This window comes from Flavobacterium sp. (assembly GCF_017985075.1).
Taxonomy (GTDB): Bacteria; Bacteroidota; Bacteroidia; order Flavobacteriales; family Flavobacteriaceae; genus Flavobacterium.
Genome location: NZ_JAGNYF010000086.1, coordinates 1 through 5,426 on the forward strand (window position 1 = coordinate 1; position 5,426 = coordinate 5,426).

General features: G+C 32.4%; 4 protein-coding genes. 2 read left to right on the forward strand and 2 right to left on the reverse strand.

The annotated features are described in order from the left end of the window. On the reverse strand, window positions 1-356 hold a 356-nt coding region (locus KA468_RS10395; protein ID WP_291242869.1), incomplete at its 3' end, for a DUF6029 family protein. Next, window positions 356-838, reverse strand: coding sequence for a TlpA disulfide reductase family protein (locus KA468_RS10400; RefSeq protein WP_291242870.1), 483 nt, complete (start codon window positions 836-838; stop codon window positions 356-358). The genes KA468_RS10400 and KA468_RS10395, both read right to left, overlap by 1 nt. 110 nt (window positions 839-948) lie before the next feature. Between KA468_RS10400 and KA468_RS10405 the strand changes: the two genes are divergently transcribed. Next, window positions 949-1,773 carry an Omp28-related outer membrane protein gene (locus KA468_RS10405; RefSeq protein ID WP_291242871.1) on the forward strand — a complete coding sequence of 275 codons (825 nt, stop codon included), beginning with the start codon at window positions 949-951 and terminating at the stop codon, window positions 1,771-1,773. A gap of 107 nt (window positions 1,774-1,880) precedes the next feature. Next, complete coding sequence (locus KA468_RS10410) at window positions 1,881-5,378, forward strand: T9SS type B sorting domain-containing protein (RefSeq protein WP_291242872.1); 3,498 nt, start codon at window positions 1,881-1,883, stop codon at window positions 5,376-5,378. The last annotated feature ends 48 nt before the right edge of the window (window positions 5,379-5,426 follow it).

A 5,426-nucleotide genomic window follows, 5' to 3' on the forward strand; every position in this document is an offset into this window, starting at 1 on the left:
TGTACGTAATAATGACCTAAAGTTATATCTAATTTTTTGGATTTATAATTGGCATAATACGTAGCAAAATTTGTACCCTTATATTTTGGATTAAAATTTAATAATGCCTCATTCATGTAGGATTCTACTTGCGTTCCAAAAGTAAATTTTTTGTAATTGAAATTTATATTGAAATAATTGTTGGCGCGTAATGGCACAGTATCGTGATTGATTCCTCTGTTTTTATCATTTGTGTACCATTGCCCATTTCTTTCAAAACTTCCATACACTTTTAATTTCGTTTTTGTAGAATCTGCATTTTGTCCGAAAGAAAAAAGTACTGAAAATAAAAACGTAAAGCTGATTAATTTTTTCATTATTTTAGCGCTTTAATTTGTTCCAATAACTGATTTTCACTTCCTGGCGTATGACCATTTTGAGTAAAAACAATTTCTCCGTTTTTAACTACTGCAGTAAAAGGTGGGTTTGAAATGCCTAAAGCTCTTTTAAAATCTTGATTGGTATCCATTAATATCGTGTATTCCCAGCCTTTCCCGTTAACTAAAGGTTTTACTCTTTTATTGGTTCTAGCATCATCAATTGAAACGGCAATAACTTCTACATTGGCTTGTGATTTCCAATCTTCGTACACCTCATTAATTGCATCTAACTCTTGAATACAAGGCGCGCACCAAGTAGCCCAAAAACAATACACATATACTTTATCTTTTTCTATAAAATTTTGAGTAGTAGAAACGGTTGTTCCTTCTAAATTTTTAAGTGTTACACTTGGTAATTTTTTTTGCGAAAACCCTAATGCACAAATAAATAGCATTACATTTAAAACTAGTTTTTTCATTATTCTAAAGTTATTTATTAGCAAATAAAAGATATTTCCAGCATTATAAAAAATTTTTTTAAATTTGCATAAGAAGTTTCACGCCAAACTACTGAAAAACATAAAATTATATGAGAAAAATTCTGTTCGCTGCAATTACTTTTTTAGGGTTAATAAATGTGTCATGCATATCAAATGACTGGGAAGATAATTCAGTAAGTTCTGAGATTATTGAACAACCAATATCTGGAAAATTTTTAAAAAATGTTCTAATTGAAGATTATACTGGTACTTGGTGTCAATATTGTCCTAGGGTTTTACATGGAATTGAACAAGTTCAAAATCAACAACTTCGTGCTTATCCAGTTTCTATCCATAGAAGTTCTGGTTCTTTTTCAGATCCTTATAACTTTAATGCTTTAGCTCTTGAGCAATTGTTAGACATTTCTGGCTATCCAGCTGCAAAATTAAACAGAAGAACACAATGGAGTAATTCTAGTTCCCCAACAGAAGTAAAAAACCAAATTAAACCAAATGTTGATTTAGGAATTGCCTTAAATTCAACAATTTCTGGTGGTACTATTAATTTAGATGTAAATATTAAATTTGTTTCGAATTTTTCTGATTTAAAACTTGTAGTTTATGTTTTAGAAGATGGTTTAATTTACAATCAAGTAAACGCAACGTCATATTTTAATGGACAAAATCCAATTGTTAATTTTGAACACAACCATGTTTTAAGAGCATGTTTAACTGATTTAGTTAACGGCGACGCATTAATAGGAACAAATGCTGGAGCAATAGTTACAAAAAACTTTACTGTTCCTGTGCCTGCAAATATAGCTAATGTAAGTAATATGAGTTTCGTTGCGTTTGTAATGGATGCTTCCGGAAATGCCATTAATGTTAGAGGAGCAGCTCCAAATGTAACACAGGCATTTCAAATTAACCCATAATCTTTTTAATAAAAAGTAAAAAAGGGTACCTAAAGGTACCTTTTTCTGTTATTATAAATAGAATTAAATAAAAATAGAATAAATTTGCTATTCTATACTTTCAACAAATGAAAAAAATATATATTTTACTTACTGTTTTAACGTTTTTTACAAGTAATGCTCAGTTGAGTAACAAGCATTGGCTGCCGCCATTGCACTCAAGAGATGATACTGCAATTGAAAATCATTATTTGTATATTTCAACTCCAGAAACCGTTCCGTTTCAAGTAACGGTAACATCAGGTAATGGAACGCCAATTACGGGTTCACCTTTTACAATTTCACAATCTACACCAGTAGTGGTTCCTTTAGGTTCTGGACAACCTACTCAAATGTTTTTAGACGTTAGCGATGTTAATATAGTTAAAAATGACAAAGGACTTATTTTACAAGGCACTAAAGACTTTTATGTAAGTTTTAGAATGCGTGCAATGAATCATGCAGAAACGCTAATTTCAAAAGGAAGACCAGGGATAGGAACTTCTTTCAGATTAGGAAGCACGCCACAAGGTGGAGAAGTTTCAATTAGAAATTTTGTTTCCAGTGTTATGGCTACAGAAAACAATACCGTGATAAATTTATCGGATTATAATTCTAATGTGGTATTTGTTTCTGGCACAGGAAATATAACTTCTGATACTCAAACATTTACATTAAATGAAGGAGAGTCAATTGTTTTTTCAGGTTATACAGATGTAAACGCAAACTGGACTGGCTTTATAGGCGCATTATTAACTGCAACAAAACCTGTAGCGGTTAGCACTGGTAATGCTACTGGGGGCGTATCAAATAATGGATCAGATTTTACTTTAGATCAAATAGTATCTTCTTCTCAAATTGGAACAGAATATATTTTTATCGAAGGAAACGGTTTACCTCAAATGGAATTACCCTTAATTATTGCAAATGAAGATAATACTCAAATTTTCGTAAATGGGAATACCGTAGCAGCAATTACTTTAAATGCGGGTGATTATTATTTAGTACCAAATTCACAATATCAAGGAAGTGCTACTAATAAAAACATATATGTAAAATCATCTAAACCCGTTTTTGCCTATCAATTAATTGGTGGAGCTTCTTCTTATCCTACTTCTGGGTTGAATTTTATACCGCCACTTAGTTGCTTTTTTCAAAACTCCGTTTATTTACCAGCAATTAATGAAATTGGACCATCTACTTACAATGCGGACTTAATGATTTTAACATATTCTAATGCATCAATAACTATCAACGGAAATCCAATTAATACGACTCAATCTCAAGCGGTTCTTGGAAATGCTGATTGGGTTACTTATAGAATTTCGGGATATACTGGAAACGTAAATGTAGTATCAACTGGTCCATTAGCAGTAGGTGTTTTTGGAGCAAGTGGTGCGGCAGGTTATGCAGGTTACTATTCAGGTTTTGGAAGTGCACCACAAGATACACCTGTTGCTGTTTGTTCATCCACTACTACCAATTTATTTGACGCTATTAATGGAAATCCAGAAACAGGAGGAACTTGGACAGTGCCTACTGGAGGTGCGCCATTAGCAGGAAATATTTTCGATCCAACAGTGAATATTGCGGGTGAATATATTTATTCATTTACAAAAACATGTAATACAGCGCTAACTTTTATTAGTGTAAAAGTGAATGTTACCATAGAACAAGCCAATAACGCAGGTACAAATACGACAAAAGATACTTGTAAAAGTGCAACTTCTTTTGATTTATTTCCATTACTTGGAACCAATGTTACTACAAGTGGAACTTGGTCTTTAAATGGTGTAAATAGACCAAATAGTACTTTTAATCCAGCAGTTGATTTAAGTGGAACCTATACCTATACCATTCCAGCAAGTGGCGTTTGTCCGGCATTATCTTCAAATGTAGTAGTTACTAATTATGATGTGCCAACTTTAGTAACTATTACAGATTTAAAAGCCTGTGATGATGCTTTAGATGGAAATGACACTAACGGTCAAACTACATTTAATTTAGCTCTAAAAACGGCTGAAATATTAAATAATCAAGCTAACGTTTCTGTTACGTACCATTTATTACTAAACGAGGCAGTATCAGGAACAAACGCTATTATATCATATACGGGTACAACTAGTATCATTTATGTTAGACTATTCAATACGCTAACAAATTGTTTCAATACCACAAGTTTTAATGTTGTAGTAACGCCATTGCCTATAATAAATTCTTCAGTAACATTAAAACAATGTGATAGTGACACCGATTCAATTACCGATTTTAATTTAACAGAAGCGAACGTACTTTTATCTAATCAAAGTAATTTGAATTTTAAATATTTCTTAACGCAAGCAGACGCTCAAAACAATTCCAGCCAAATAGTAAATGATACCGCTTATAATTCTCCTAATAACGGAATCGTATGGGCAAGAATTGAAAATGCTGATGGTTGTTTTAGAACGGCACAAGTAAATTTACTAGTTTCAGCTACACAAATTCCAGCTACTTTTCAAAAAATTGTATTGGAAGAATGTGATGATTATATCGATTTAAACGATCCAGATACTGACGGCATTGATTATTTTAGTTTTTCATCTGCTACGAATAGTTTTGCATCGGCAACTAATACCATTTTGGCTTTATTTACAAATAGCTCTAACTTAACAGTAACGTATTATACCACTGAAGCACAAGCTTTAGCAGAAACAAACCCAATAGACACCACAAATCCAAACGACTTTAGAAATACAGTTCCAAACCTTCAACATATTTGGGTTAGAATAGACAGTAATACAAATAATGATTGTGTTGGTTTGGGTCAATATTTAGATTTAAAAGTAAATCCGTTACCAAATTTTGATATTATTGAGTACAAACTATTATGTGTTCAACCAGGTTCGGGAGCTGGAAGTTTTGCAATTAACGCCACACCAACCGTGCCAGGCAATTATACCTATACTTGGACGCCTACCAATCCAAATTCAACAGGTGGTCTAGAAAATGCTATTTTTAATGCGGGTACATCCGGAATTTATAAAGTAGTTGTAACCAATACCGCGACACTATGTTCAAAAGAAGATCAAACAGAATTGTTTATTTCTTCGGCACCTAATTCTGTAAAATTAGAATTGGTTTCTGAAATTTTTGCTAGTGGATTAGCAACCATTCAGGCTGAAGTAATTGGCGGATTTGGCTCGTATGAATTTAGTTTAAATCAAGTAGATTGGCAAACCAGTCCAGTTTTTACAAACTTGCCAAATGGTGTTTATACGGTTTATGCTAAAGATGTAAATGGGTGTTTACCTATTAAACAATCCAACACAGTAACTACTATTTCGTTTCCAAATTATTTTACGCCAAATGGCGATACCTATAACGATACTTGGAACATATCTGGCTTAACACCTGAATTTAAAGCTAAAATTTATATTTTTGACCGATACGGAAAATTAATAAAAGAAATAAATCCGTATGCAAGTGGCTGGGATGGAAAATTAAATGGTGAAGAAGTACCTTCAACGGATTATTGGTTTAAAATTGAATATACAGAAGATGGCGTTCAGAAAGAATTTAAATCTCACTTTAGTTTAAAAAGATAATATGACAGCTTTCGTAAAACAAGAAGTAAAAAATAATGTTGGATACAT